Origin of the sequence: Pseudomonas sp. Nvir (assembly GCF_963778085.1) — a bacterium.
GTDB lineage: Bacteria > Pseudomonadota > Gammaproteobacteria > Pseudomonadales > Pseudomonadaceae > Aquipseudomonas > Aquipseudomonas juntendi.
Genome location: NZ_OY970405.1, coordinates 3,969,908 through 3,994,489 on the forward strand (window position 1 = coordinate 3,969,908; position 24,582 = coordinate 3,994,489).

Here is a 24,582-nt window from a genome sequence, read left to right on the forward strand (position 1 = left end):
CTCGGCGTACCGTCGCTTCGCCCAGGCCATCGCGACGTGTTTGCAGGCGAACACCCGGCTCTCTTGGTAGACTGTCGCCTTGTCGCGATCAGTGCGGGACTGGACGGGGTAGCGGGTGCTGCCATCGATCCTTTTCCACGATTGGTACATGTCGTATGTCGGTTGGTACTTTGTACCAAACGCCTGGGTAAAAACGCCTCGAACCCCGAAACCGGTACAGAACACGTTGAACGAAATGACTGCAACATCAGGCTCCCAGCCACAAACCACGCGCCCTGAGCCGTCACGCCGCTTCAGCGTTGCCCCCATGATGGACTGGACAGACCGCCATTGCCGCTTCTTCCTGCGCCTGCTGTCCAAGCAAACCTTGCTCTACACCGAAATGGTCACCACCGGCGCCCTGCTGCACAACGACGCTGACCGTTTCCTGCGCCATGACGTTTCCGAGCATCCGCTGGCCCTGCAGCTGGGCGGCAGCGTGCCTGCCGACCTGGCGGCCTGTGCCCGCCTTGCCGAGCAAGCCGGCTACGACGAGGTCAACCTCAATGTCGGCTGCCCGAGCGACCGGGTGCAGAACAACATGATCGGTGCCTGCCTGATGGCCCACCCGGCGCTGGTGGCCGATTGCGTGAAGGCCATGCGCGATGCGGTAGCCACCCCGGTGACGGTCAAGCACCGCATCGGCATCAATGGGCGCGACAGCTACGCCGAGCTGTGCGACTTCGTCGGCCAAGTGCGCGAAGCGGGCTGCCGCAGCTTTACCGTGCATGCGCGCATCGCGATTCTGGAAGGGCTTTCGCCGAAGGAAAACCGCGAGATCCCTCCGCTGCGCTACGACGTGGCAGCGCAATTGAAGGCCGACTTCCCGGACCTGGAGATTGTGCTCAACGGCGGAATCAAAACCCTCGGCGAGTGCCAGGCGCACCTGCAAACCTTCGACGGGGTGATGCTGGGGCGTGAGGCCTATCACAACCCGTACCTGCTGGCGGAGGTGGATCAGCAACTGTTCGGCAGCGAAGCTGCCGTGATCAGCCGCAGCGAGGCGTTGGCGCAGCTACGGCCGTACATCGTGGCGCACATGGAAAGTGGTGGCGCGATGCACCATGTTACCCGGCACATTCTGGGGCTGGCCCAGGGGTTCAAGGGCGCCCGGCGCTTCCGTCAGTTGCTGTCAGCGGATATTCACAAGGCGGCGCAGCCGCTGGCCGTGTTCGACCAGGCAGTGGAGCTGCTTCAGGGGCGCTGATGCCGTCGGTGGGCTGCACGGTAGCTGTGGAACGACAGCGGGTGCAGGTGACGCCAGCGCGCGCGGTGGTTTGATGGTGTGCGGAACCTCGGGGTGGCGCCGGACTCGAATATCATCTTCACACCACCCTTCGTGGCAGGCCCGCGCCTACCGGCCCTTGAGCGGCCGTCGGGGCTCGGGTAATGTCGAGTCATTGCACAGGACAGAGCACGCCCATGACCTCCAAGCTGGAACAACTCAAGCAGTTCACCACCGTGGTCGCCGATACCGGAGACCTGGACGCCATCACCCGCCTGAAACCGGTCGATGCCACCACCAACCCGTCGCTGCTGCTCAAAGCCGCTGCCATCACCGGTTACGCGGACCTGCTCAAGCAGGTCAAGGCAGATGCCAAGGGCAATGTCGACCTGGCCTGCGACAAGTTTGCCGTGGCCGTGGGCTCGGGCATCCTCAAGGTCATTCCCGGGCGCATCTCCACCGAAGTGGATGCCCGCCTGTCATTCGACGAACCGGCCCTGCTGGCCAAGGCCCGGGCGTTGATCGACCTGTATGAAAAAGCCGGCGTCGGCCGTGACCGCGTGCTGATCAAACTGGCCTCGACCTGGGAAGGCATTCGCGCTGCCGAGAAGCTGGAAAAGGAAGGTATCCAGACCAACCTTACCCTGCTGTTCTCGTTCGCCCAGGCCCAGGCCTGTGCGGATGCCGGGGTGTTCCTGATTTCGCCGTTCGTGGGCCGGATCTACGACTGGTACAAGAAAAGCACCGGCCAGGACTACGTGGGCGCCGAAGACCCGGGTGTGCAATCGGTCACGCGCATCTACAACTACTACAAGGCCAATGGCTACGACACCGTCGTCATGGGTGCCAGCTTCCGCAACATCGGCCAGATCGAACAACTGGCGGGCTGCGATCGCCTGACCATCAGCCCTGACCTGCTCGACCAGTTGAGCAGCGACCAGGGTGAGTTGCCGCGCATGCTCAATCCAGGCAATGCTGGCGAAGCCAAGCAGGTGCTGAACGAAAGCCAGTTCCGCTGGGCAATGAACGAAGATGCCATGGCCACCGAGAAACTGGCCGAGGGCATCCGCCAGTTTGCCCGGGACCAGGAAAAGCTGGAAAAACTGATGGCTGAAAACGCCTGAGTAGTTTCGGCCTCGCCAGGCGGGCGTAAAGTGCCAAGCACCTTGCGCCCCATACCCTTCCCGAGCTGTTGATGACCGCCCCTACACTGCTGCCCCTCGTACTGGCCGGCCCGGTCCTGCGGCGCCTGGAACCCCAGCGCCTGGCTATCTGGCTGGCCGCCACCGAACCGCTGCACGCGCAATTCGTCTGCACCGCCAGCGAGGCCCAGGTCGACTGCCAGGTGGTAGCCGTAGGCAAGCAGGCCTTCATTCACTTGCTGGACATCCATTTCAGCGATGCGCTGCCCTGCAACCAGTTGCTGGACTATGACCTGCTGATCAATGGCAAGGGCATCGCCGATTGGGCACCTCACCTGCTCTACCCCGGCAACCAGCGCCCCAACCTGGTGTTGCGCGAGCGCCTCGACCACCTGCTGCATGGCTCCTGCCGCAAACCGCACCACCCTGCGGCCGACGGCCTGCTGTGCGCAGACCGCCTGCTGCAGGCTTGCACAACCCCGCAAGACCGCCCCGCCGTGCTGCTGATGACCGGCGACCAGGTGTATGCCGACGACGTGGCCGGGCCGATGCTGCGTGCCATCCACAGCCTGATCGCGCGCCTGGGCCTGTTCGACGAGCAACTTGAAGGTGCGGTGGTCACCGACAGCCAGGCGCTGTACCAGCACCCGGCCAGTTACTATCACCGCGCAGACCTGTTGCCGGCACAGAAGCTCAACGAAACCCTGCGTGAGCGGTTTTTCGGTGGCAAGCGCAAACCGATCTTCTCTTCCAGCAACGCTGACAACCACCTGGTGACCTTCGCCGAAGTCATGGCCATGTACCTGCTGGTGTGGTCACCCGTGCCGTGGCAGCTGGTCGACCTGGCCATGCCAGCCGGGCTCAGCGACCAACACCAGGCCCGTTACCAGCACGAGCTGCCGCTGGTCCGCGGGTTTGCCGAAAACCTCGGCCAAGTGGCCCGGGCCATGGCCCACCTGCCCTGCCTGATGATCTTCGACGACCACGACATCACCGACGACTGGAACCTGTCGGCACAATGGGAGCAGACCGCCTACGGCCACCCGTTTTCACGGCGGATTATCGGCAATGCCCTGCTCGGCTACCTGTTGTGCCAGGCCTGGGGCAATGCCCCGGACACCTGCAAGCCGCTGCTCGGCCAGTGCCAGGCACTGACCGGCGACAACCAGGACGCAGTGATCGGTGAGCTGCTGCGCTTTCAGGGCTGGCAGTTCAGCCTGCCTACCGAGCCGCCCTTGCTGGTGCTGGACACCCGTACCCGCCGCTGGCGTAGCGAAAGCAACCTGGCCAGGCCATCCGGCCTGCTGGACTGGGAAGCGTTGAGTGAACTGCAGCAGGCGCTGCTCGATCACCCATCGGCAGTCATCGTTTCACCGGCGCCGATTTTCGGCGTGAAACTGATCGAGACGGTGCAGAAGGTCTTCAGCTGGCTGGGCTACCCCTTGCTGGTCGACGCCGAAAACTGGATGGCCCACCGCGGGGCGGCGCAGGTCATCCTCAACATATTCCGCCACTCGCGCACACCCGGGCACTACGTGGTGCTGTCGGGCGATGTGCACTATTCATTCGTTTACGAAGTGCTGATTCGCCACCGCCAACGTAGCCCGCACTTGTGGCAAGTGACCAGCAGCGGCATCAAGAACGAGTTCCCCCGGCGCCTGCTGGACGTGCTGGACCGCCTCAACCGCTGGCTGTACTCGCCGCGCTCGCCGCTTAACTGGTTTACCAAACGCCGGGAAATGGAGGTTGTGCCACGCACGCCCAGCCACAGCAAGGCCGGGGAACGGCTGTGGAACGGCGCGGGGCTGGGGCAGGTGTTTTTTGATCGGCAGGGGCGGCCGGTACGCGTGTATCAGCTGGATGCGGGTGGCGCGCAGGCAACCGAGTTTATCGGGGGCCCGTAGCCAGGCAGCGTGGCCAGCGCGTGGGCCAGGCTCTTGCGAAGTGGCGCCGCTACAACCGCGCACGCCCCTCAAGGCACAGTGCCTAGCTGCGCTCCAGCGCATTCACCAGGTCATGGAACGCTTCGCGGTTGGAGTCATTCAGGCCCATGAGGATCTTGTGCGCCTCCAGCACCTTGGAACGCACCACGTCTTCGTTCTGGTCCTGCGACGGCAGGTCGGTCAGGCACTCGGGGCAGGGAATTGGCCGATCGACGATATTGAACACCTGATCGAAGCCCATCGATTGCAGCAGCCGGGAGATGTCCGGATTGGTGGTCACCACCGTCGGCAGCAGGCCTACCTTCTGGCGCGACAGGATCGACAGCTTGGCCAGCAGGCCCAAGGTGGTGCTGTCGATGCTCTCGGTTTCGGTCAGGTCGATGACAATGGCCGAGAAGTTCAGCGCAGTGAAAATCTTCTCGATCGTTGCATCCAGCGCCGAACACAAGGTCAGGCGCACTTCACCGACAAATTTCAGTACAAAGGTACCGCTCTGCTCGGCGAACTGGATTCTACCGGTACTCATTGAATGTTCCTGCTTAACACCAATAGGGCGATATCATCCGGCATCTCCCCAAGCGTAGCCAATCCAAAACGTTGACGCAGCCCATCCAGGCTACCACCTGCTGCCTTGACGATCTCCGGCAAGGCGGCTTCTTTATCTTTGAGCGTATCACCCGGCAAAAGGTCCAGAATGCCATCGGACATGAGGCTGATGCTGAATTGTGGCGGCAGCTCCACGACCAGGTCCTGGTAGGTGGCCTCGTCAAACAGCCCCACCGGCAGGCCACGGCCTTCCAGGTAGCGGGCGTTGCCTGGGGTGTACAGCACCGGCAGCGGCAAGTGGCCGCCAACGGCGTAGGTCAGCAGGCCCGAATCCTCGTCTATCACGCCACCTACCATGGTCACGTGCTTGCCCAGCTTGCTGTTGATCAGGCCGCGGTTGATGTGGCTGAGCACTTCCGATGGCTTGAACTCACGCATCTTGTTGCGCTTGAGTTCGAACATGAGGCGTGTGGTCATGAATTTCAACAGCACGGTGACAAAGGCCGACGACGCGCCATGCCCGGAAACATCGGCAAGGTAGAAGGCGATACGCCGGTCATCGACGCGGAAGTAGTCGACGAAATCACCCGACAGGTACAGCGACGGGATGATCTGGTGCTCGAAGGCGAACTCGCCGGCAGCCCATGGGCTTTCCGGCAGCATGTTCATCTGTACTTGGCGGCCGGCGGTCTGGTCTTCCTGCAGCAGGTGCAGGCTGGCCTCCAGTTCGCGGTTGGCGGCTTCGAGCTTGTCGCGGTAGCGCTGGTTTTCCAGCACCAGGCGCGAGCGGTCGAGGGCGCGGCGCACCGAGTGTTCCAGTACGGCCAGGTCTTCCAGCGGCTTGATCAGGTAATCCGCAGCCCCAAGGCGCAGTGCTTCCACCGCATCACTCATGACGCCGGCACCGGACACCACGATCACCGGCACCTGCGGCGCACGCTCGCTGACCTGGCGGATCAGTTCGAGCCCGCCCATCTGCGGCATGCGCAGGTCGCAGATCACGAGGTCGGGCTGGTGCTCTTCGAAGACCTGAAGCCCCTGCTGGCCATTACCGGCCTGGAGCACGCTGAAACCACTGTCTTCAAGATACGCGGCGAGGCTCGCACGGACCACGTCGTCGTCATCGATGATCAGCAGCGTTGCACTGGTATTCTGCATGTGGGCGAACGGCGCCGATTTAGGTTGGTGCAGCGGTGTCGGCAAGGCAGACGGCCAGCTACGGGAATTCTTTGTGGTCATACTCTACTTGAGTTGTAGGACAAGAACACCTGCCCGGCAACTGTCGGCAACTGTGGAGCAACCTTGTAAGGCGCAGACGGTACTCCCATCCGCCAGGGGTTTCAAGCATGCGTGGGTCGACCTCATCGCTCTTTACAGGGCAAATCGCCGGGAGTTATAAGAAAGTCGACCAGCGCAACCCGATGGGAAGGATGCAGCATGCCCCACACGCCCTCCAGCCACAGCGAGAAACGCGATTTCATCCGCATGCGCATCGACGCCGAAGTGAGCCTGTTGCACGAAGGCCAGGTCATCGCCGCGCGCTGCCTGGACCTGTCCAGCGGCGGCATGCAGGTGCAGGCGCCAGAGCATTTTCAGGTAGGTCAGCAGCTCGAAGTGCGGATCGACTCCGACCACCCGGCCTTGAAGGGGCTGCACGCCAGCACCGAGGTGGTGTGGATCGCCGACCAGCCAGGCGGGCAGCAGAAGTTCGGCTTGAGGATACTGGCAATGCATTGAAGCGGCGCCCGAAGCCGGCAGGGGCGGCGTAGCCAGGGCGCCCCTGCACAGCATGAACGGTCAGAAGTCGTCTTCGACTTCGCCATCCTTGACCTTGAACTCGCGGTTCTGCAAGTAGGCATTACGAATGAAGATGTACTTGTCGCCTTGGATCAGCTTCTCGGCCGACAACAGACTGGCGCGGGTGTCGATCACGTCCAGGGCGAATATCGAGTTGCGGGTCGGCACGTGGTCTATGTAACGGTAAGGCCTGGTATAGGTATCCGGGTACCTGGCCACGCCATCACGCACGGTGCTCGGGCCTAGCAGCGGGATGACCACGTACGGGCCACTCGGCACGCCCCAGTAGCCCAGGGTTTGGCCGAAGTCTTCGTCGCTGCGCTGCAGGCCCATCTTGGTGCCCACATCGAAGAATCCACCCAGGCCAAAGGTGGTGTTGACGATCAGCCGCGCAGTGTCCACGCCGGCTGCATGGGGCTTGAGCTGAAGGATATTGTTGGCCAGGTTGGTCACATCGCCCAGGTTACGGAAGATGTTGTGGATACCGTCTTCGAGAAACTGCGGGGTAACGGCCTCATAGCCCTTGGCCAATGGCTTGAGGGCATAGGTGTCGACCGTATCGTTGAAACGGAAGATCGGGCGGTTGACCGCTTCCCAGGGATCTTCCTCGGTGGCCGCCTGGGTGGCGGCCACGGGCGCCAGCAGCATGCCGGCACAGACACAGGCCTGGGTGACTCGATCGATCACACTGGCACCGATCCTACGCATAGATGTCTCTCCATCGGGTTTCTCGACCGCCAGCGCACGGGTCGCGTGGCGTTAAGGCGGCAGTATAGAGGCTTACGGGCTGTTAGACAGCTTTACACATCTTTGCTCAATATTTTGTGAACAACTGTTGCACCAGCCCCGCTGTCACAGGGCGGTAACAATCAGCCAATAGCCTGCGGCGTATTTGGGGACGCCGCCATGCACGCTACACCCGCCCTCACCGCTGTGCTGTTCGGCCTGCGCGGTTGCCTGGTACAGAGTGCCAACGGCGCACCCGCACCGGCCCCCGGCGCGCTGGCCATCCTCGCCAACCTGCATCAGCGCTACGTCCCCTGTATCTGGCTGGATGAGATCGCCGACCCGCCGAGCCAGCGCATGGCCCAGGTGCTGCCTGACTGGCTCCCGGGGATTACGGTGACCGACCCGGGCTTGCCAGCACCCAATGCCTGCTGGCAAGCACTGATGCAGCTGGGCAGCCAACGCCTGGCAGGCTGTGTACTGGTCAGCGGCGACCCGCGGTTGCTGCAGGCGGGGCTCAACGCCGGGCTGTGGACGATCGGCCTGGCTGCCTGCAGCCCACTGTGCGAACCCGGTTCCGCCCAATGGCAAGCGCTACCCCCTGCGGAGCAGGACTTGGCGCGCGGCAAGGCGACCCTGGCGTTGTTCAGCCTGGGCGTGCATTCGGTGATCGACCACCTGGAAGCGCTGGATACCTGCCTGCAGGACATCGCCCGGCGCCGTGCCAAAGGTGAAAAACCCTGATACAGCCATGTTGACGCGGATCATGCAAAGCAGCGGCAGGTGGATTACGCTGAAAGCAGGCCAGAACCTTTGCCGCTTCGCTGAGGTCCATGGCTAGCCAAGCCATTGATGGAGAAAAGCCAATGCCTGCCCGCGAATTGCAAGAGCGCCTGAACACCTTGCGCGAGCAACTGGACCGTAACGTACCGCTTTCGGAAGAAGAGCTGGCCGCACTGCACGAAGAAGCGCGCCAGATCGAGGCACAGCTGAAACTGGAGGAAGCCACCCCGGACAACAACCTGGTGGACGGCGTGAACCTGGCGATCGAGCGCTTCGAGGCCGAACACCCCGACCTTACCGCCACCCTGCGCAGCATTGCCAACTCGTTGCACAGCATGGGGATCTGACACCACGAAGGGGTGCATTGCACCCCTCCTGCGTTACCAGCCCTTACTGGCGAACCAGCCGCTGGTTATCCGGACTGATAGCACCGGTGCTGCGGTACGGGTTGATATCCAGCCCCCCGCGGCGCACATACCGTGCATACACGGTCAGGTGCTCCGGCTGCAGCAAGTGCTTCAAGTCCAGGTAGATGCGCTCCACACACTGCTCGTGGAAGTCGGCATGCTGGCGGAAGCTGATCAGGTAGGTCAGCAAGCTGGCGTGGTCCAGCGCCCTGCCCTTGTACTCGACGACCACGCTGCCCCAGTCCGGCTGCCCGGTAACCGGGCAGTTGGACTTCAGCAAGTGGCTGTGTACGGTTTCTTCAACCACCCGCTCAGGGCTGCAGCGCAACAGCTCTGGCTGCGGCTGTGCGTAGTTGCTGATGGCAACGTCCAACGCATCGATGCACAGGCCGGGCAACGCCACCACCCCCTGGGCCTCGACCTCTGCCAACGTGCGCACCTTCACCCCAACCGGCTTGCCCGCTGCTGCCGACAGGTCCTTCGCCAAGCATGCCTGCAGCTCGTCGAGGGTGGCGAAGACTGTCTGGTTCAGCGAGTTGAGGTACAGCTTGAACGACTTGGACTCGATGATGTTGGGCGAATCGGCCGGAATGGCGAACTCACCAATCGCCACCACGGGCTTGCCAGAAGGCAGCAGCCAGCTCAGCTCAAAGCAGTTCCAGTAATCCACACCGTGCCACGGCAAGGTCTGGGCGGTAACACCCAGCTCGGCCCACTTGGCCGTACGCGGGATCGGGAACAGTTGCTCCGGGGAGTAGGTAGCGACGTATTCGCTGGCTTTGCCCAGCGGGGAGTGTTCGGCAGCGGGATGCATGTAAACTGACCTGGAGGTTCGGAATTGCCCCTAGTCTACCGGTTTTGCACCCCGCCTTGCAGGCCCCGTCACTCGATGGTCAGTGCCCCGACCATACCGGCCTGGTAGTGCCCCGGCACATTACAGGCGAACTCGATAGGCGCCGACTTGCGGAAGGTCCAGGTCAGTTCGGCGCGCTGGCCAGGCATCACCAGCACCGTGTTGCCGCCGCCGTGCGCGTGCCCACCGCCGTGATCGTTCATCTGTTCATGGCCCATCATTTGCCCAGGGTCCATCGCCTGGCCATGGTCCATGCCCTGGTGGTTCATGCCCTCATTGAACAGCTTGCCTTGCATGGCAAGCATTTCCTTCTGGTGTTCGGCGTGCATGGCCTTGTCGCCCAGGTTGAATTCGTGTGGCAGCTTGCCTTCATTCACGAGCACGAAACGTACGGTTTCGCCAGCTTTTACCTGCAGGCGCTTGGGCTCGAAGGCGATGTCCTTGAGTACCACCTCTACAGTGCGGGTGGCCTTGGCCGCCGGGGCTGGCTCGCCGAAGGCAAAGGTGCCGGCCTGGCCGGCTAGGGCCGGCAGGCTGGCCATGGCAAGGGTGGCGGCGAGGAACAGGCGTTTCATGATGACTCCGGGAATACACGACAGGGTGCAGCCACATTAGTCACCGGTGACTGGCAACTGGCTGACAGCAAGATTACAACTTTGTCAGGTTGTGCATGCAGACACACCGTCACGTATCATTTCAGCCGCCCCAGCGGCTTACGCACGGGGCGCGCCGTCTCCACCACCACCGCAAGCCAGCTGAAACCTTGGTGCCTCTATGAAACTGCTGATCGTCGAAGACCAGGCCCGTACCGGCCAGTACTTGCGCCAGGGCCTGAACGAGGCCGGCTTCGCCACCGAACTGGCAAGCGATGGGGAGACCGGCCAGTTCCTGGCCCTGAGCGGCGACCACGACCTGCTGATCCTGGATGTGATGCTGCCCGGTCGCGACGGTTGGCAGATCCTGCAGGCCGTGCGCCAGGCCGGTCGGGATACGCCTGTGCTGTTCCTGACCGCGCGCGATGCCGTCGAGGACCGGGTACATGGCCTGGAGCTGGGCGCAGACGATTACCTGGTCAAACCGTTCGCCTTTTCCGAACTGCTGGCGCGGGTGCGCAGCCTGCTGCGCCGTGGCGCCAGCCCGAGCCAGGACACCACCCTGAGCCTGGCCGACCTGCGCCTGGACCTGATCCGCCGCCGCGCCGAACGCGCAGGCAGCCGTATCGACCTGACCGCCAAGGAATTTTCCCTGCTGGAACTGTTGCTGCGCCGGCAGGGCGAGGTGCTGCCCAAGTCGCTGATTGCCTCACAGGTGTGGGACATGAACTTCGACAGCGACACCAATGTGATCGAAGTGGCAATCCGCCGCCTGCGCCGGAAAATCGACGACCCGCACCCCAACAAGTTGATCCACACCGTGCGCGGCATGGGCTATGTACTCGAAGAGCGGCCAGCGTGATGCGCCGGGTATCCCTCGGTAGCCGCCTGGCGCTGCTGTTCGCCGCGTGCACCGCCGCTGTTTCGCTGGGCGCCGGCCTGTTGTTCAACCGGGCCAGTGAGCAGCACTTCATCGAACTGGATCAACAACTACTCGTCTCACGGCTGTCGCTGCTGCGCACGCAACTGGACGGCATCACTACCGCCGAAGCGCTGAAGGCGCGCCTGCCCGCCCTGCGCGAAGCGCTGAGCCATCAAGCCGACCTGGGCTTGCGCATCAGCGGCGCCGACGGCACGCCCTGGTTCGCCAGCCGCAGCGGCCTGCCGCCGGCAGTGCTGCCGACCGGGCTGGGCACCCAGCATGCCCAAGGGGCGGACTTCCGCAGCCTGACCGCGCCCTTGGCGCCGGGCAGCAACGCATCGCCACAACTGGCGTTGTACCTTGATATCACGCACCACCAGCATTTCCTGCAAGGCATGCAGCGCCTGATCTGGCTGACCGTCGGCCTGTCGGCGCTGGCCACCGCGCTGCTGGGCGCCTGGGCGGCCCGCAGCGGTCTGCGGCCTTTGCGGCAAATGGGCCAGGTGGCCGCTGGGGTGTCGGCTCGCTCGCTCACCACCCGCCTGCCAGTGGCCCAGATGCCCGTAGAACTGGCCGAGCTGGCCAGCACCATGAACGCCATGCTGCAGCGCCTGGACGATGCGTTCCAGCGCCTGTCGGCGTTCTCCGCCGACATCGCCCACGAGCTTCGCACACCGCTGTCCAACCTGCTGACCCACACCCAGGTCACCCTCACCCGCCCGCGCAGCCTGGAAGAATACCGCGAGGCCCTGCATGGCAACCTGGAGGAGCTGCAATGGATGGCACAGATGATCAATGACATGCTGTTCCTCGCCAAGGCCGACCATGGGCTGCTGGTGCCTGGGCAAGCGCCACTGGCACTGCATGAGGAAGTGGATGCGCTGCTGGAATACTACGCACCGCTGGCCGAAGACGGCGACGTGCAGATGCTGCGCGAAGGTGAGGCCATGCTGCACGGCGACCGGCACATGCTGCGCCGGGCCCTGTCCAACCTGCTGGATAACGCCCTGCGCTTTACCCCGGCAGGCGGGCAGATACGGGTGGCCCTGGCAGCGGGGCCCATCATCAGCGTGGCCAATACCGGCGCGGCCATCGAGCCCGCGGCCCTGCCACGGCTGTTCGACCGCTTCTACCGGGTAGACCCGGCACGGCGTGAAGGCAGTAGCGAGCATGCCGGCCTGGGGCTGGCGATTACCCGGTCGATCGTGCAGGCCCATGGCGGCTGCATTCGCGCGGAGTGCGCGCAGGGGTGGACGCGCTTCGTGATCGAATTCACTGAAGGCCGGTGAAACAGGCTGCCTCGCAGCCCGCTGCGCAAGCCTTCAGCTGTGGCTCAAACCGCCAGGCCAATGGCCGGCTGCACCTGCGAAGCCCGGTAAGCCGGGTAGATGGTTGCCAGGAAGCTCATCACCAGGCCGGCGGTGCAGATCATCAGCACATCGCTCCCCTCCAGTTGCGACGGCAAACTGCTGACGAAGTACACATCCGAGGTGAAGATGTGCTGCCCGCTCACCCGCTCCAGCCAGCCGACGATCTGGCTGACGTTCAGCGCGGCAATCACGCCCAGCACCCCGCCAATCAGGGTGCCGACAATACCGATCAGGCTGCCCTGGACCATGAACGTACCCATGATCTGCGCTGGCGTGGCGCCCAGGGTGCGCAAAATGGCGATGTCCGGGCCTTTGTCGTTCACCACCATCACCAGGGTGGCGATGATGTTGAACGCCGCAACTGCAATGATCATCATCAGCAACAGGCCGATCATGGTCTTTTCCATCTTCATCGCACTGAACAGGCTGCCCTGGGTGTGCGACCAGTCATCGGCACGGTAGGCATCGCCCAGCCCGGCGGCGATGGCCTTGGACACCTGCGGCGCGGCGTACAGGTCGTGCAGCTTCAGGCGCACGCCTTGCACCTGGCCCGGCGCCCAGCGCTGCATCTGGCCAGCATCGGCCATATGGATATAGGCCTGCGAGCCATCCAGTTCGGCGCCGACCTTGAAAATGCCGACCACGGTCAGGCGCTGCATGCGCGGGGTGATACCACCCGGCTCCTTGCTGATTTCCGGCACGATCAAGGTCAGCTTGTCGCCGGTATTCAGGCGGAAACGGCGGGCCGTGAGCTCACCGATGACCACGCCGAACTCACCGGGCTGCAGGTCCTGCAAGCGGCCCTGGACGATGTGCTGGCCGACGATGGAGACCTTGCTCTCCTCGGCCGGGTCGATACCGCTCACCTGGATCGGCTGCATCGCGCCCTTGTACGAGAGCATGCCTTCCATTTCGGTAATGGGCGCGGCGGCCATCACTGCCGGGTTCTGCAGCGCCGCATCGGCAACCTTGTGCCAGTCGTCCAGTGGCTGCACCCCGAGGATGGCGGCATGCGGCACCAGGCCCAGGATGCGCGAGCTCATTTCGCGCTGGAAGCCGTTCATCACCGACAGCACCACGATCATCGCCAGCACGCCCAGCGACAGGCCGATCATCGAGGTCATCGAGATGAACGAGATGAAGTGGTTGCGGCGCTTGGCTCGGGTGTAGCGCGCGCCGATGAAAATGGGCAAGGGTCTGAACATGTACGAAATCACCCAATGAAAACAGGAAAACGGGGCAACGCCTGTTGCCCCGTACAGTCGCTCAGATCGCCACCAGGTGGCCGTCGTCGAGCTTCAATACACGGTCCATCTGGCGCGCCAGGCTGAGGTCGTGCGTTACCACCAGGAACGCTGTGCGCGAAGCACTGGACAGCTCCTGCATCAACTCCTGAATGCCCTGGGCAGTATGGTGGTCGAGGTTGCCGGTAGGCTCGTCGAGCATCACCAGGCCAGGGCGGTTGACCAGGGCCCGGGCAATGGCCACACGCTGGCGCTCGCCACCCGACAGCTCGGCCGGCTTGTGGTTGAGGCGGTGGCCCAGGCCTACGCGCTTGAGCAGTGCTTCGGCCCGCTCACGGGCCTCGGGGATGGGCGTGCGGCCGATCAGCAATGGCATGCACACGTTTTCGATGGCGGTGAATTCCGGCAGCAAGTGGTGAAACTGGTAGACGAAGCCCAATTCACGGTTGCGCAGCAGGCCGCGGGCACGCTCACCCAGCGCCGACAGCTCTTCGCCCGCCAGCCAGACGCTGCCCTGGGTGGGCCGGTCAAGGCCGCCCAACAGGTTCAGCAAGGTGCTCTTGCCAGAGCCCGAGCTGCCGACGATGGCAATGCGCTCACCGGCGTGCAGCTCCAGGTTGAGGCCGGACAGCACCTGCACCGACTCCGGGCCCTCGTCGTAGGACTTGCCCAGGTTGCGGCAACTCAGAACGGCTTTATCACTCATGCGCGACTCACTCATAACGTAGCGCCTCGGCAGGCTGGGTGCGGGCCGCACGCCAGGCCGGGTACAAGGTGGCGAAGAAACTCAGGACCAGCGCCGCGCCACAGACCATGTACACGTCCTGGGCCTGGATCTGCGACGGCAGGTAATCGATGAAATACACGTCGGCATTGAGGAACTTGTGCCCGATCAGTTTCTCGATGCCGGCGATGGCGGCACTGACATTCAGTGCGGCAAGAATGCCGACCACGGCGCCGATCAGGGTACCGATCACCCCGATCACCGTGCCCTGGACCATGAAGATGAGCATGATTTGCCCGGGCGTCGCGCCGAGGGTGCGCAAGATGGCGATGTCGCCACGCTTGTCGTTGACCACCATCACCAGCGTGGAAATGATGTTGAACGCGGCCACCGCCACGATCAGCAGCAACAGCAGGCCGATCATGGCTTTTTCCATGCGGATCGCCTGGTACAGGTTACCGTGGGTACGGGTCCAGTCGCGGCTGTAGAACGCCTGGTCACCCAACTGCTGGGCGATGCTCCAGGCTACCCGCGGCGCCTGGAACAGGTCGTCGAATTTCAGGCGCAGGCCCTGCACCTGGTCGGGCTTCCAGCGGTGCAGGCGCGACAGGTCGCTGATGTTGGTCAAGCCCAGGTAGCCGTCGATCTCGCCCGCGCCAACGTGGAAGGTGCCGACCACGGTGAAGCGCTTCATGCGCGGGAACATGCCGGCCGGGGTCACGCTGACCTCGGGGGCGACGAAGGTGAGCTTGTCGCCGATGGCCACACCCAGCTTGGCCGCCGCCTTGTCACCGATCATGATCCCCCACTCGCCCGGCGCCAACTGGTCCAGGCGCCCCTGCAAGACAAAGTTGTCGATGATCGACACCTCGCGCTCGCGGGCCGGGTCGATGCCATTGAGCAGCACTTTCTGCACCTTGCCATCGTGGGTCAGCAGGCCTTGCATCTGGGTGAACGGCGCAACCGCCACCACCTGCGGATTCTGCTTTACTTGTTGGGCAAGGGCCTGCCAATCGGCAATGGGTTGGCCGCTCTCCAGCGTGGCATGCGGGATCATGCCCAGCACGCGGGTACGCATCTCGTGGTCGAAACCGTTCATCACCGACAGCACCACGATCATCACCACCACGCCCAGGGCGAGGCCGATCATCGAGGTCAGGGAAATGAACGAGACGAAGTGATTGCGACGTTTGGCACGGGTATAACGCGTACCGATAAATGCGAAAAGAGGTCTGAACATGTCGGGGCTTGTTCGGATGAAAGGGAACGTCCTTGTGGCGAGGCGCCTACGGCGGCTTTACACTCGGACCACCGCCGCTACCTTGGGTTCGCCATGACGACATTAGACGAAGAAGATCGCCGCGAATACTACCGCATCGACGATCGGATCGCACTTCAAATAAGCCCCCTAAGCGCGGCCGAAGCCCTTGACCCAGATGTATTGCAAGATGATTCCCCACTGTTCAACCTGCTCAGCGAGCTGCACCTGTCGGACTTCGAGGCGCAGCACCTGCTGCGCCAGCTGAGCGACAAGGACCGCACCCTGGCCGCCTTCCTGCGCGCGCAGAACAAACGCCTCGACCTGCTCAGCGCAGTGGTTGCCCAGACCCTGCTCGGCGAAGTCGGGCAACCCCAGCCAGTGGTCATTTCCGAAGGCGGTATCGAATTCACCCAGCACAACCCGCTTGCCCCCGGCACCCGGGTCAAGGTGAAAATGGTGCTGATGCCACGTGCCCACGGCCTGCTGCTGCGCGGTAAAGTCACCCACTGCGACCAGCGTCCGGGGGGCGGTTACGACGTTGGCACCGAGTTCATCGACATGACCGACGCCCAACGGCAACTGCTGGCCCGTTACATCCTGCAGCGCCAACAGCAGCAACGGCGCCAGCAACTGGAACAGAACAGCCCTGCATCCTGAACCTGTTTTCTCTGATCTGAAGGAACGAACGTGACCCTGATCTACGGCCATCGCGGCGCCAAGGGCGAAGCACCCGAAAATACCCTGACCAGCTTCCAGCAATGCCTGGCACACGGCGTGACCCGCTGCGAACTGGACCTGCACCTGTCAGCCGACAACCAGCTGATGGTGATCCACGACGCCACCCTCAAGCGCACCACCGGCCGGCGCGGCAAGGTGGTCGAACACCCGGCCGCCGACCTGGTCAAGGTCGATGCCCGCAAGGGCGGGCCAGGCCACGTGCAGCCCTGCCCGATTCCCACGCTGGAAGAGCTGTTCCAGAAATGCCCGTTCGAGCACTGGCAACTGGAGGTGAAAAGCGCATCGCGCACGCGCGCTGCCACCACCGTTCTGGCCATCCGCGAGCTGGCCCAGCAGTACGGCTTGCTGGACAAGGTCACCATCACCTCCAGCTCGCGCGAAGTACTGGGTGCAGCCCAGGAGCTGGTGCCAGATGTGAAACGTGGGCTGGTGGCGGAGTACGCGTGGCTCGACCCGTTGAAGGTCGCCCAGAACTACGGCTGCGACTTGCTGGCCCTGAACTGGACGCTATGCACCCCCGAACGCCTGCTCAAAGCACAGGCCCAGGGTTTGCACGTGTCGGTGTGGACGGTCAACGAGCCGGCACTGATGCGCCGGCTGGCTGACTTTGGCGTGGACAGCCTGATTACAGACTTTCCCGGTTTGGCCAAGACCACCCTCGGGCAGGGTTGAAATCGGTCTCTCCGACCGGCTCAGGCCACCGGTCGGAGCCGCTCAAAAAAGCCGGTTCAGGCCGTCGTAGGCAGCTACCCGGTAGGCTTCGGCCATGGTCGGGTAGTTGAACGTGGTGTTGACGAAATACTTCAGGTTGTTCTGCTCACCTGGCTGGTTCATGATCGCCTGGCCGATGTGGACAATCTCCGAGGCCTGGTAGCCGAAGCAGTGAACACCCAGGATTTCCAGGGTTTCGCGGTGGAACAGAATCTTCAGCATGCCTTGCGGCTCGCCGGCAATCTGCGCCCGCGCCATGCTCTTGAAGAACGCCTTGCCCACTTCGTACGGCACCTTGGCCTGGGTCAGCTCCTGTTCGTTTTTGCCGATCGAGCTGATTTCCGGAATGGTGTAGATGCCGGTCGGCACGTCATTGACGAAGCGCCAGCTGCCGTTGTCCACGATGCTGCCAGCGGCCGAGCGGCCCTGGTCATGGGCGGCACTGGCCAGGCTTGGCCAGCCGATCACGTCACCGGCGCCGTAGATGTTCGGCACGCTGGTACGGTAGGCCTCGTCGACCTCGATCTGGCCCCGGCTGTTGACCTTGATGCCAATGTTCTCCAGGCCCAGCTTGTCGGTGTTGCCGGTACGGCCGTTGCACCACAGCAAGGCGTCGGCCTTGATCTTCTTGCCCGACTTCAGGTGCAGGATAACACCGTTGTCCAGGCCTTCGACGCGCTCATAATCTTCGTTGTGCCGCACGGTGATGTTGTTGTTGCTGAAGTGGTAGCTCAGCGCCTGGGAAATTTCCGAGTCGAGGAAGCTCAGCAACTGGCCGCGGTTGTCCACCAGCTCTACCAGCACACCCAGGCCACTGAAGATCGAAGCGTATTCGCAACCGATAACGCCGGCGCCGTAAACGATCAGCTTGCGCGGGGTGTGGCTGAGGCTGAGGATGGTATCGCTGTCGTAGACGCGCGGGTGGTGGAAGTCGATGTCGGCCGGGCGGTAGGGGCGTGAACCGGTCGCGATGATGATGTGCTTGGCATTGAGCTTTTCCACCACGCCGTTCGAGCACACCACTTCCACGGTCTGCTCGTCGGCAAAACTGCCGGTACCGACGAACACGTCAACCCGGTTGCGGGCGTAGTAGCCCGTGCGCGAAGCCACTTGCTTGGCGATGACCTTCTCGGCGCTTTTCAGCACGTCCGGGAACGAAAACCAACGCGGCTCGCCAATGGCACGGAACATGGGGTTGGTGTTGAACTGCATGATCTGCCGCACCGAGTGACGCAGTGCCTTGGACGGGATGGTGCCCAGGTGGGTGCAGTTACCACCGACCTGGCGACGGTCATCGACCATCGCAACCTTGCGCCCTGCTTTGGCGGCATTCATTGCCGCGCCTTCACCGGCCGGGCCGGAACCCAGCACCACTACGTCGTAGTTGTAGACAGCCATGCGTACTCCTTCAGAACTGGCCCGCAAGCCACGGTCGCTCGCGGGACGCGATCATGCCGCCGGGGCGCCATGAGAAAATTCGGGTGCAGTCTAATCAAGCGTGAACGCCGCGCACATTAACCCTTGGTCGCGTCGTAGGCCAATTTCGCCCGCACTACATATGCTTTACCGATCCCTGGCGGCAATCATCCCTGCTTGCGCTTTCACTCGCCTTTCACCGCCTGCGCAAACGCGGGCGTAGCTCGGGAGACGCAGCCACCCCCGGCCCGAGTCACCCGAACGGCGGCACGGGCATGCGCACCTGTCTCCGGACACGGGCATCGATAGGGGGTGCCAATAGCGCCGGCCATTGTCCTCGAAATAGTGCCGCTCGTCATCCGAGCCCAAGTGATTTACCGGGCGTACGCACCTGCAAAGGCCGCAGCAACATGAAAAGCAGGCAAAAAAAACGGGAACCCGAAGGTTCCCGTTTCTTCATTGCCTTACCCGCGAATCAGCGTGGGAATGCAGGCGGGTTCACACCGGCCATGTCTTCCATCACGCGAACCACCTGGCAGCTGTAACCGAATTCGTTGTCGTACCACACGTACAGAACAACACGGTTGTCATTGGCGATGGTCGCTTCAGCGTCCACCACACCGGCGTGGCGCGAGCCAACGAAGTCGGTCGAAACCACTTCCTGCGAGGCAACGTAGTCGATCTGCTTGTGCAGCTCCGAGTGCATTGCGGTCTGGCGCAGGTACTCGTTGATTTCGTCGCGAGTAGTGGCCTTTTCCAGGTTCAGGTTGAGGATGGCCATCGAAACGTTCGGCGTAGGTACGCGGATGGCGTTGCCGGTCAGCTTGCCCTTGAGCACTGGCAGTGCCTTGGCAGCAGCGGTGGCGGCACCGGTTTCGGTGATGACCATGTTCAGCGGCGCGGCGCGGCCACGGCGGCTGCCCTTGTGGAAGTTGTCGATCAGGTTCTGGTCGTTGGTGAACGAGTGAACGGTTTCGACGTGGCCGTTGACGATGCCGTACTGGTCGTTGATGGCCTTGAGCACCGGCACGATGGCGTTGGTGGTGCAGGAAGCTGCCGAGATGATCTTGTCATCGGCCGTGATATCGCCGTGGTTGATGCCATGCACGATGTTCTTCAGCGCGCCCTTGCCAGGTGCGGTGAGGATCACGCGGGCAGCGCCCGGGCAGGCCAGGTGCTGGCCCAGGCCGTCGGCATCACGCCATACACCGGTGTTGTCGACGATCAGCGCGTTTTCGATACCGTACTGGGTATAGTCGACTTCGCTTGGGTTCTTGGCGTAGATAACCTGGATCAGGTTGCCGTTGGCAGTGATGGTGTTGTTGGCTTCATCGATGGTGATGGTGCCATCGAACGGGCCATGCACCGAGTCACGGCGCAGCAGGCTGGCACGCTTGACCAGGTCGTTTTCGGCGCCCTTGCGCACAACGATGGCGCGCAGGCGCAGGCCGTCGCCGCCACCGGTCTTCTCGATCAGGATGCGCGCCAGCAGGCGGCCGATGCGGCCGAAGCCGTACAGCACCACGTCAGTGCCTTTGCGTGCCGAAGCGTTCTGCTGGCCAACCACGTCGGCCAGCTCTTCACGGACGAACTGCTCGGCAGTGCGGCCATTGCCTTCCTGCTTGAACTTGTTGGCCAGCTTGCCCAGGTCGACCGAAGCGGCGCCCAGTTTCAGCTCGCTCATGGCTTTGAGCAGGGGGAATGTCTCGTGGACGGACAGTTCGGTTTCGTCGGTTTGGCGATGACGCGCAAAGCGGTGCGCCTTGAGGATCGAGATAACCGAACGGTTGATCAGGCTGCGGCCATAAATCGAGCTCACCACATTGTTGTTGCGGTAGAGCTGACCGATAAGCGGGATCATCGCTTCAGCCAGCGCTTCACGATCGATCCACTCACCAAGACACTGGTCGGGCTTCTGAGTCACGGGAACCTTCCACATGTAGGGACAGAAAAAAGGGGCTACATTATGACGCCCCAACACAGAACCGGCAATGAGCGCCTGTCGCAGTGAGCCAAGCCAGCATTCATGCCCTTTGGAGCCTGACAGCCGGCACCGTCACCGGTACAATCGGTCTCTTTGCCGCAACGCTTGGAGTGCAATCTCCCGTGTCAGTTCTGCGCCTACCGCAAATGTCGGCCACGGCCGGCAAACAAACCTGGGGCAACCTGCCCGGTGCCGCCCTCAGCCTTGCCATCGCCGAGGCCGCCAGCAGCGCTGGCCGCTTCACCCTGTTATTGACGGCCGACAGCCAGGCCGCCGACCGCCTGGAACAGGAGCTGCGTTTCTTCGCACCCGACCTGCCGGTGCTGCCGTTTCCCGATTGGGAAACCCTGCCCTACGACCTGTTCTCGCCGCACCAGGACATCATCTCCCAGCGCATCGCCAGCCTTTACCGCTTGCCTGAGCTGAGCCACGGCATCCTCGTGGTGCCGGTGACCACCGCCCTGCACCGCCTGGCACCCACGCGTTTTCTGCTGGGCAGCAGCCTGGTGCTGGACGTGGGCCAGACCCTCGACGTGGAGCAGATGCGCACGCGGCTGGAAGCCACCGGCTACCGCTGCGTCGACACGGTCTATGAGCATGGCGAGTTCGCCGTGCGCGGTGCACTGATCGACCTGTTCCCCATGGGCAGCAAGCTGCCCTACCGCATCGACCTGTTCGATGACGAGATCGAGACCCTGCGCACCTTCGACCCCGAGACCCAGCGCTCGATAGACAAGGTGGATTCCGTGCGCCTGCTGCCTGCGCGCGAATTCCCCATGCAAAAGGACGAAGTGACCCGCTTCAAGGCACGCTTTCGCGAACGCTTCGACGTCGACTTCCGCCGCAGCGCGATCTTCCAGGACCTGGCCAGCGGTATCATCCCCGCCGGTATCGAGTACTACCTGCCCTTGTTCTTCGAAGAAACCTCCACCCTGTTCGACTACCTGCCGGCGGACACCCAGGTGTTTTCGCTGCCGGGGGTGGAACAGGCCGCCGAACACTTCTGGAACGACGTGCGCGGGCGTTATGAAGACCGCCGTGGCGACCTCAGCCGGCCACTGCTGCCACCGGCCGAGCTGTTCCTGCCGGTCGAAGACTGCTTCGCCCGGCTCAAGCAGTGGCCGCGGGTGGTTGTCAGCAGCGACGACCTGGAAGCCGGCGCAGGGCGCGAGCGCTTCCCGGCGCGCGCCCTGCCCAACCTGGCGATCGAGGCCAAGGCCAACCAGCCACTGGCCGAGCTGGCCAGCTTCCTCGACCAGTTCCCCGGCCGCGTGCTGTTCACCGCTGAATCGGCCGGCCGACGCGAGGTATTGCTGGAGCTGCTCGAACGGCTGAAGCTGCGCCCGCACACCGTTGATGGCTGGCACGATTTCATCACCGGTGCCGAGCGTCTGGCCATCACCATCGCCCCACTGGACGAAGGCCTGCTGCTGGACGACCCGGCCATTGCCCTGGTCGCCGAAAGCCCGCTGTTCGGCCAGCGCGTCATGCAGCGCCGGCGCCGTGACAAACGTGGCGAAACCGCCAATGACGCGGTAATCAAGAACCTTACCGAACTGCGCGAAGGCGCACCGGTGGTGCACATTGACCATGGCGTAGGCCGCTACCTGGGCCTGGCCACGCTGGAAATCGACGGCCAGGCTGCAGAGTTCCTGACCCTGGAATATGCCGAAAACGCCAAGCTCTATGTGCCGGTCGCCAACCTGCACCTGATCGCCCGCTACACTGGCAGCGACGACGCCCTGGCACCGCTGCACCGGCTGGGTTCGGAAGCCTGGCAGAAGGCCAAGCGCAAGGCTGCCGAACAAGTCCGCGACGTGGCCGCCGAACTGCTCGACATCTACGCCCGGCGTGCCGCGCGCAAAGGCTACGCCTTCGCCGACCCGTCCGCCGACTACGCCACGTTCAGCGCCGGCTTCCCGTTCGAGGAAACCCCCGACCAGCAGGCCGCCATCGAAGCCGTGCGCGCCGACATGCTCGCGCCCAAGCCGATGGACCGCCTGGTCTGTGGCGACGTGGGCTTCGGCAAAACCGAAGTGGCCATGCGTGCGGCGTTCATTGCCGTGCACAGCGGCCGCCAGGTGGCGGTACTGGTGCCGACCACCCTGCTCGCCCAACAGCACTACAACAGCTTCCGCGACCGCTTCGCCGACTGGCCGGTGACCGTGGAAGTGATGAGCCGCTTCAAGTCCGCCAAGGAAGTCGCCGCCGCCGCCGCAGACCTGGCCGAGGGCAAGATCGACATCCTGATCGGCACCCACAAGCTGCTACAGGACGACGTACGCTTCAAGGACCTGGGCCTGGCAATCATCGACGAAGAGCACCGTTTTGGCGTACGCCAGAAGGAGCAGCTCAAGGCCCTGCGCAGCGAAGTCGACATCCTCACCCTCACCGCCACCCCCATCCCGCGCACGCTCAACATGGCGGTGGCGGGCATGCGCGACCTGTCCATCATCGCCACGCCGCCGGCGCGCCGCCTGTCAGTGCGCACCTTCGTCATGGAGCAGAACAAGAGCACCGTCAAAGAGGCGCTGCTGCGCGAACTGCTGCGCGGCGGCCAGGTGTACTACCTGCACAACGATGTGAAAACCATCGAGAAATGCGCAGCCGACCTCGCCGAACTGGTACCCGAGGCACGCATCGGCATCGGCCATGGGCAAATGCGCGAGCGTGAACTGGAACAGGTGATGAGCGACTTCTACCACAAGCGCTTCAATGTGCTGGTGGCTTCGACCATCATCGAAACCGGTATCGACGTGCCCAGCGCCAACACCATCGTCATCGAACGCGCCGACAAGTTCGGCCTGGCCCAGCTGCACCAGCTGCGCGGCCGGGTTGGCCGCAGCCACCACCAGGCTTACGCCTACCTGCTCACGCCCACCCGGCAGAAGGTCAGCGCCGACGCCGAAAAGCGCCTGGAAGCGATCGCCAACACCCAGGACCTTGGCGCCGGGTTCGTGCTGGCGACCAACGACCTGGAAATCCGCGGTGCCGGCGAGCTGCTGGGCGAAGGCCAGAGCGGGCAGATCCAGGCCGTTGGCTTCACCCTGTACATGGAAATGCTCGAGCGCGCAGTCAAGGCCATTCGCAAAGGCACCCAGCCCAACCTGGAACAGCCACTGGGCGGCGGCCCGGAGATCAACCTGCGCCTGCCTGCGCTGATCCCCGAAGACTACCTGCCCGATGTGCATGCCAGGCTGATCCTGTACAAACGCATTGCCTCGGCGGCTGACGAAGAGGGCCTCAAGGACCTGCAGGTCGAAATGATCGACCGCTTCGGCCTGCTACCGGAACCCACCAAGAACCTCATGCGCCTGACGTCGCTCAAGCTGCAGGCGGAAAAGCTCGGCATCAAGAAAGTCGATGCCGGCCCCAATGGCGGCAAGCTCGAGTTCGAGGCCGAAACCCCGGTAGACCCGCTGACTTTGATCAAACTGATTCAGGGCCAGCCCAAACGCTACAAGTTCGAAGGCGCGACCCAGTTCCGCTTCCTGGTGCCGATGGAGCGCCCGGACGAACGCTTCAACACCCTGGAGGCGCTGTTCGAGCGCCTGACCCCACAGCCTGCCTAAGGAAGATTCATGCGTGCCATCCGTTGCCTGACCCTGCTGCTGGCGCTGTTCGCGCCAGCCGCCTTCGCCGAAGGCCTGTATCAGGTAGAAATGATTCTGGTGCGGCAGAACAGCGTGCCCGCCTTTACCAGCCCGTTCGCACCGGAAGACTGGAGCGGCGGTGCTGCGCGCCTGCACAAAGACGCCGAGCAACGCCCGGCGCTGGAAGACGAAGCCACCCGCCTGGAAGCGACCGCAGACTACACCGTGCTGATGCACAAGGCCTGGCGGCAACAGGTGGGCGACCAACCCAGCCGCATCGCCCTGGGTGAAGGCACCGAGCAATTCGGCCATTTCCCTATCGAAGGCAACCTGAGCATTGCCCAAGCGCGCTTTATCGCGGTAGAGGCCAACTTCTGGGTCAACCAGCTGGATGGCAACGGCAGCGTGCTGCAAAGCGAGCAGTTCAAGCAAAGCAACAGTAACGTCAAAGGTGGGCAACTGACCTTCCTCGACGGTGGGCACCTGGCGGTACTGCTGAAGATCACGCCACCGGGCACGCCGAAAATGCCGGCCATGGACCCGGAGATGATGGAGCAGTAAGCGC

22 protein-coding genes are annotated in these 24,582 nt (G+C 63.3%); 12 read left to right on the forward strand and 10 right to left on the reverse strand.

Features of this window, described 5'->3' with window-relative positions:
* Positions 1-235 precede the first annotated feature (235 nt).
* The 3 genes from dusA to AACG97_RS19210 all read left to right on the forward strand — a co-directional run bounded on the left by dusA (position 236) and on the right by AACG97_RS19210 (position 4,310).
* Positions 236-1,246 carry a tRNA dihydrouridine(20/20a) synthase DusA gene (gene dusA / locus AACG97_RS19200; RefSeq protein ID WP_009686308.1) on the forward strand — a complete coding sequence of 337 codons (1,011 nt, stop codon included), beginning with the start codon at positions 236-238 and terminating at the stop codon, positions 1,244-1,246.
* Between the two features lie 215 nt (positions 1,247-1,461).
* On the forward strand, positions 1,462-2,388 hold the full coding sequence (gene tal, locus AACG97_RS19205) for a transaldolase (protein ID WP_225786024.1): 927 nt from the start codon (positions 1,462-1,464) through the stop codon (positions 2,386-2,388).
* A gap of 71 nt (positions 2,389-2,459) precedes the next feature.
* The gene (locus AACG97_RS19210) at positions 2,460-4,310 is read left to right on the forward strand and encodes an alkaline phosphatase D family protein (RefSeq protein ID WP_197884869.1); all 1,851 of its coding nucleotides are present in this window, start codon (positions 2,460-2,462) and stop codon (positions 4,308-4,310) included.
* Positions 4,311-4,392: 82 nt separating this feature from the next.
* On the opposite strand, the gene rssC is transcribed toward AACG97_RS19210, so the two are convergent.
* Both rssC and rssB read right to left on the reverse strand, forming a co-directional pair.
* Positions 4,393-4,875, reverse strand: coding sequence for an anti-sigma factor antagonist RssC (gene rssC, locus AACG97_RS19215; RefSeq protein WP_009686305.1), 483 nt, complete (start codon positions 4,873-4,875; stop codon positions 4,393-4,395).
* The gene (gene rssB / locus AACG97_RS19220; RefSeq protein ID WP_009686304.1) at positions 4,872-6,053 is read right to left on the reverse strand and encodes a two-component system response regulator RssB; all 1,182 of its coding nucleotides are present in this window, start codon (positions 6,051-6,053) and stop codon (positions 4,872-4,874) included. The genes rssC and rssB overlap by 4 nt, the downstream gene beginning before the upstream one ends.
* Before the next feature lie 279 nt (positions 6,054-6,332).
* On the opposite strand from rssB, the gene AACG97_RS19225 reads away from it, so the two are divergent.
* Positions 6,333-6,632 carry a PilZ domain-containing protein gene (locus AACG97_RS19225; protein ID WP_009686303.1) on the forward strand — a complete coding sequence of 100 codons (300 nt, stop codon included), beginning with the start codon at positions 6,333-6,335 and terminating at the stop codon, positions 6,630-6,632.
* Positions 6,633-6,692: 60 nt separating this feature from the next.
* On the opposite strand, the gene AACG97_RS19230 is transcribed toward AACG97_RS19225, so the two are convergent.
* Positions 6,693-7,400 carry an MlaA family lipoprotein gene (locus AACG97_RS19230; protein WP_009686302.1) on the reverse strand — a complete coding sequence of 236 codons (708 nt, stop codon included), beginning with the start codon at positions 7,398-7,400 and terminating at the stop codon, positions 6,693-6,695.
* A gap of 198 nt (positions 7,401-7,598) precedes the next feature.
* Here AACG97_RS19230 and AACG97_RS19235 point away from each other — a divergent pair, with 198 nt between their 5' ends.
* Together AACG97_RS19235 and AACG97_RS19240 are read left to right on the forward strand one after the other, a co-directional pair.
* A complete protein-coding gene (locus AACG97_RS19235; protein WP_125854329.1) occupies positions 7,599-8,162 on the forward strand; it encodes a phosphonoacetaldehyde phosphonohydrolase-related protein in 564 nt (187 codons plus the stop codon).
* Between the two features lie 122 nt (positions 8,163-8,284).
* Complete coding sequence (locus tag AACG97_RS19240) at positions 8,285-8,548, forward strand: DUF4404 family protein (protein ID WP_009686300.1); 264 nt, start codon at positions 8,285-8,287, stop codon at positions 8,546-8,548.
* Positions 8,549-8,591: 43 nt separating this feature from the next.
* Here the strand turns inward: AACG97_RS19240 and queF are convergent, their stop codons facing one another.
* Both queF and AACG97_RS19250 read right to left on the reverse strand, forming a co-directional pair.
* Positions 8,592-9,422 carry an NADPH-dependent 7-cyano-7-deazaguanine reductase QueF gene (queF, locus tag AACG97_RS19245; protein ID WP_009686299.1) on the reverse strand — a complete coding sequence of 277 codons (831 nt, stop codon included), beginning with the start codon at positions 9,420-9,422 and terminating at the stop codon, positions 8,592-8,594.
* Between the two features lie 68 nt (positions 9,423-9,490).
* The gene (locus AACG97_RS19250; protein ID WP_009686298.1) at positions 9,491-10,036 is read right to left on the reverse strand and encodes a cupredoxin domain-containing protein; all 546 of its coding nucleotides are present in this window, start codon (positions 10,034-10,036) and stop codon (positions 9,491-9,493) included.
* A 199-nt stretch (positions 10,037-10,235) separates the two neighbouring features.
* Between AACG97_RS19250 and cinR the strand changes: the two genes are divergently transcribed.
* Positions 10,236-10,916, forward strand: coding sequence for a two-component system response regulator CinR (gene cinR / locus AACG97_RS19255; RefSeq protein ID WP_125854330.1), 681 nt, complete (start codon positions 10,236-10,238; stop codon positions 10,914-10,916).
* Entirely contained in the window at positions 10,913-12,265 is a 1,353-nt protein-coding gene (locus AACG97_RS19260; RefSeq protein WP_197884865.1) for a heavy metal sensor histidine kinase, read from the forward strand. Before cinR ends, AACG97_RS19260 begins: the two co-directional genes overlap by 4 nt.
* 44 nt (positions 12,266-12,309) lie before the next feature.
* On the opposite strand, the gene AACG97_RS19265 is transcribed toward AACG97_RS19260, so the two are convergent.
* The 3 genes from AACG97_RS19265 to AACG97_RS19275 all read right to left on the reverse strand — a co-directional run bounded on the left by AACG97_RS19265 (position 12,310) and on the right by AACG97_RS19275 (position 15,554).
* Positions 12,310-13,551: a lipoprotein-releasing ABC transporter permease subunit gene (locus AACG97_RS19265; protein WP_009686295.1), complete on the reverse strand. Its 1,242-nt coding sequence runs from the start codon at positions 13,549-13,551 to the stop codon at positions 12,310-12,312.
* 61 nt (positions 13,552-13,612) lie between these two features.
* Positions 13,613-14,296 carry a lipoprotein-releasing ABC transporter ATP-binding protein LolD gene (gene lolD / locus AACG97_RS19270; protein ID WP_172828393.1) on the reverse strand — a complete coding sequence of 228 codons (684 nt, stop codon included), beginning with the start codon at positions 14,294-14,296 and terminating at the stop codon, positions 13,613-13,615.
* Between the two features lie 7 nt (positions 14,297-14,303).
* A complete protein-coding gene (locus AACG97_RS19275; protein ID WP_047149820.1) occupies positions 14,304-15,554 on the reverse strand; it encodes a lipoprotein-releasing ABC transporter permease subunit in 1,251 nt (416 codons plus the stop codon).
* Positions 15,555-15,647: 93 nt separating this feature from the next.
* Between AACG97_RS19275 and AACG97_RS19280 the strand changes: the two genes are divergently transcribed.
* Both AACG97_RS19280 and AACG97_RS19285 read left to right on the forward strand, forming a co-directional pair.
* Positions 15,648-16,232, forward strand: a complete 585-nt coding sequence (locus AACG97_RS19280) for a PilZ domain-containing protein (RefSeq protein ID WP_125854331.1) — start codon at positions 15,648-15,650, stop codon at positions 16,230-16,232.
* Between the two features lie 30 nt (positions 16,233-16,262).
* Positions 16,263-16,985, forward strand: coding sequence for a glycerophosphodiester phosphodiesterase (locus AACG97_RS19285; protein ID WP_173890491.1), 723 nt, complete (start codon positions 16,263-16,265; stop codon positions 16,983-16,985).
* 42 nt (positions 16,986-17,027) lie between these two features.
* On the opposite strand, the gene sthA is transcribed toward AACG97_RS19285, so the two are convergent.
* Together sthA and AACG97_RS19300 are read right to left on the reverse strand one after the other, a co-directional pair.
* Positions 17,028-18,422, reverse strand: a complete 1,395-nt coding sequence (gene sthA / locus AACG97_RS19290; protein ID WP_009686290.1) for a Si-specific NAD(P)(+) transhydrogenase — start codon at positions 18,420-18,422, stop codon at positions 17,028-17,030.
* A 493-nt stretch (positions 18,423-18,915) separates the two neighbouring features.
* Positions 18,916-20,379, reverse strand: coding sequence for a glyceraldehyde-3-phosphate dehydrogenase (locus AACG97_RS19300; protein ID WP_009686289.1), 1,464 nt, complete (start codon positions 20,377-20,379; stop codon positions 18,916-18,918).
* Positions 20,380-20,546: 167 nt separating this feature from the next.
* On the opposite strand from AACG97_RS19300, the gene mfd reads away from it, so the two are divergent.
* Positions 20,547-23,996, forward strand: coding sequence for a transcription-repair coupling factor (gene mfd, locus AACG97_RS19305; protein ID WP_009686288.1), 3,450 nt, complete (start codon positions 20,547-20,549; stop codon positions 23,994-23,996).
* 9 nt (positions 23,997-24,005) lie between these two features.
* On the forward strand, positions 24,006-24,578 hold the full coding sequence (locus AACG97_RS19310; protein WP_144188925.1) for a CsiV family protein: 573 nt from the start codon (positions 24,006-24,008) through the stop codon (positions 24,576-24,578).
* Positions 24,579-24,582: the final 4 nt, after the last annotated feature.

Bases quoted from the DNA above. Each gene is read 5' to 3' on its own strand.
- dusA (WP_009686308.1), top strand. From the start codon at position 236: ATGACTGCAACATCAGGCTCCCAGCCACAAACCACGCGCCCTGAGCCG.
- tal (WP_225786024.1), top strand. From the start codon at position 1,462: ATGACCTCCAAGCTGGAACAACTCAAGCAGTTCACCACCGTGGTCGCC.
- AACG97_RS19210 (WP_197884869.1), top strand. From the start codon at position 2,460: ATGACCGCCCCTACACTGCTGCCCCTCGTACTGGCCGGCCCGGTCCTG.
- rssC (WP_009686305.1), bottom strand. From the start codon at position 4,875: ATGAGTACCGGTAGAATCCAGTTCGCCGAGCAGAGCGGTACCTTTGTA.
- rssB (WP_009686304.1), bottom strand. From the start codon at position 6,053: ATGCAGAATACCAGTGCAACGCTGCTGATCATCGATGACGACGACGTG.
- AACG97_RS19225 (WP_009686303.1), top strand. From the start codon at position 6,333: ATGCCCCACACGCCCTCCAGCCACAGCGAGAAACGCGATTTCATCCGC.
- AACG97_RS19230 (WP_009686302.1), bottom strand. From the start codon at position 7,400: ATGCGTAGGATCGGTGCCAGTGTGATCGATCGAGTCACCCAGGCCTGT.
- AACG97_RS19235 (WP_125854329.1), top strand. From the start codon at position 7,599: ATGCACGCTACACCCGCCCTCACCGCTGTGCTGTTCGGCCTGCGCGGT.
- AACG97_RS19240 (WP_009686300.1), top strand. From the start codon at position 8,285: ATGCCTGCCCGCGAATTGCAAGAGCGCCTGAACACCTTGCGCGAGCAA.
- queF (WP_009686299.1), bottom strand. From the start codon at position 9,422: ATGCATCCCGCTGCCGAACACTCCCCGCTGGGCAAAGCCAGCGAATAC.
- AACG97_RS19250 (WP_009686298.1), bottom strand. From the start codon at position 10,036: ATGAAACGCCTGTTCCTCGCCGCCACCCTTGCCATGGCCAGCCTGCCG.
- cinR (WP_125854330.1), top strand. From the start codon at position 10,236: ATGAAACTGCTGATCGTCGAAGACCAGGCCCGTACCGGCCAGTACTTG.
- AACG97_RS19265 (WP_009686295.1), bottom strand. From the start codon at position 13,551: ATGTTCAGACCCTTGCCCATTTTCATCGGCGCGCGCTACACCCGAGCC.
- lolD (WP_172828393.1), bottom strand. From the start codon at position 14,296: ATGAGTGATAAAGCCGTTCTGAGTTGCCGCAACCTGGGCAAGTCCTAC.
- AACG97_RS19275 (WP_047149820.1), bottom strand. From the start codon at position 15,554: ATGTTCAGACCTCTTTTCGCATTTATCGGTACGCGTTATACCCGTGCC.
- AACG97_RS19280 (WP_125854331.1), top strand. From the start codon at position 15,648: ATGACGACATTAGACGAAGAAGATCGCCGCGAATACTACCGCATCGAC.
- sthA (WP_009686290.1), bottom strand. From the start codon at position 18,422: ATGGCTGTCTACAACTACGACGTAGTGGTGCTGGGTTCCGGCCCGGCC.
- AACG97_RS19300 (WP_009686289.1), bottom strand. From the start codon at position 20,379: ATGTGGAAGGTTCCCGTGACTCAGAAGCCCGACCAGTGTCTTGGTGAG.
- AACG97_RS19310 (WP_144188925.1), top strand. From the start codon at position 24,006: ATGCGTGCCATCCGTTGCCTGACCCTGCTGCTGGCGCTGTTCGCGCCA.